3 protein-coding genes are annotated in these 858 nt (G+C 48.0%); all 3 read right to left on the bottom strand.

Annotation, left to right across the window (positions count from 1 at the left end; translation table 11 throughout):
* Window positions 1–94: 94 nt before the first annotated feature.
* Window positions 95–286: a hypothetical protein gene (locus HMPREF3119_RS09600; protein ID WP_070579529.1), complete on the bottom strand. Its 192-nt coding sequence runs from the start codon at window positions 284–286 to the stop codon at window positions 95–97.
* Window positions 283–483, bottom strand: a complete 201-nt coding sequence (locus HMPREF3119_RS09595; RefSeq protein WP_036412791.1) for a hypothetical protein — start codon at window positions 481–483, stop codon at window positions 283–285. Before HMPREF3119_RS09595 ends, HMPREF3119_RS09600 begins: the two co-directional genes overlap by 4 nt.
* Window positions 484–647: 164 nt before the next feature.
* The gene (locus HMPREF3119_RS19390) at window positions 648–812 is read right to left on the bottom strand and encodes a hypothetical protein (RefSeq protein ID WP_085987535.1); all 165 of its coding nucleotides are present in this window, start codon (window positions 810–812) and stop codon (window positions 648–650) included.
* Window positions 813–858: the final 46 nt, after the last annotated feature.

Below are 858 nucleotides of genomic sequence, written 5' to 3'. Positions count from 1 at the left end.
TTTAAATGGGTTGAAATACAGATTTGCAGGACTGACGCTGATTGCCTTTATTGACGTAGAGCCTATCGCTTCATCCTTGTGATAGTCCTCGTTGCTAAGCCCTAAATAAACGCCCGTTTCCATTTCTCGCGCTCCTTTTTCTTAATGCCCTATCAATTGCCTCCCTTATCTCGTTTTCCTTCTCAGTGCCGAGATATTCCAGCGTTTCCGTGCTGAGTCCGAATATCACATCCTCTGTGAAGTCTATGCGCTCTTCCTGGGCATCCTGTGCTGCGTATGCGTTCATGCTGCCTCCCCGTATCGTTCCCTGAGTATCTTTTCCAGAGTTTCCTTCTCCGGATTAAGCAGCAAGATAAGCGTTTCAACGTCCATTGTTTCCACGCTCGAATTACGGTCAAAATAAATGACGGCGCGCTGATTTCCGCATCCTGCTTGCTCAGTGCTTGTCGCCAGGTGTTTTGATTCGATGGTTATCTTGTGCATACCTGCCTCCCGTAACTTTCTCTGAGTAATTCCATTGCTAACCACCAGATGTCATCGCATTTCTGGCGTACAGCTACCCGCGCCTGTGCTTGCGCCAGACGGAAAACGTTCTGATTGATAGTCATGTGATTACCTGCTGATATCCCGATGTGGGATAGGGTGGGTTACTTCTGTGTGATTTCGGTGATCTGAAGGTCTTGGATGTCGGCTTTGCCAATCAGCACACCGAACAAATACATGTGCTCTGTGCAGTCGGCTTCATCCTCGGCCTCGATATCCTTTTCCCATGGCTTCCCGTTCCATTTGCACGTTACTTTAAACATCGGCATGTTACTTCCTCCTATACACTTCCCTGTGCTACGTGATGTCCGAATA

Source organism: Morganella sp. HMSC11D09 (assembly GCF_001807955.1).
In the GTDB taxonomy this organism is placed as follows: Bacteria; Pseudomonadota; Gammaproteobacteria; order Enterobacterales; family Enterobacteriaceae; genus Morganella; species Morganella morganii.
Note: the sequence above shows the minus strand (reverse complement) of the source record. Positions and strands in the feature narration are given on the sequence as shown.

Excerpts from the sequence above, each read along its gene's own strand:
- HMPREF3119_RS09600 (WP_070579529.1), bottom strand. The coding sequence starts at position 286 with ATGAACGCATACGCAGCACAGGATGCCCAGGAAGAGCGCATAGACTTC.
- HMPREF3119_RS09595 (WP_036412791.1), bottom strand. The coding sequence starts at position 483 with ATGCACAAGATAACCATCGAATCAAAACACCTGGCGACAAGCACTGAG.
- HMPREF3119_RS19390 (WP_085987535.1), bottom strand. The coding sequence starts at position 812 with ATGCCGATGTTTAAAGTAACGTGCAAATGGAACGGGAAGCCATGGGAA.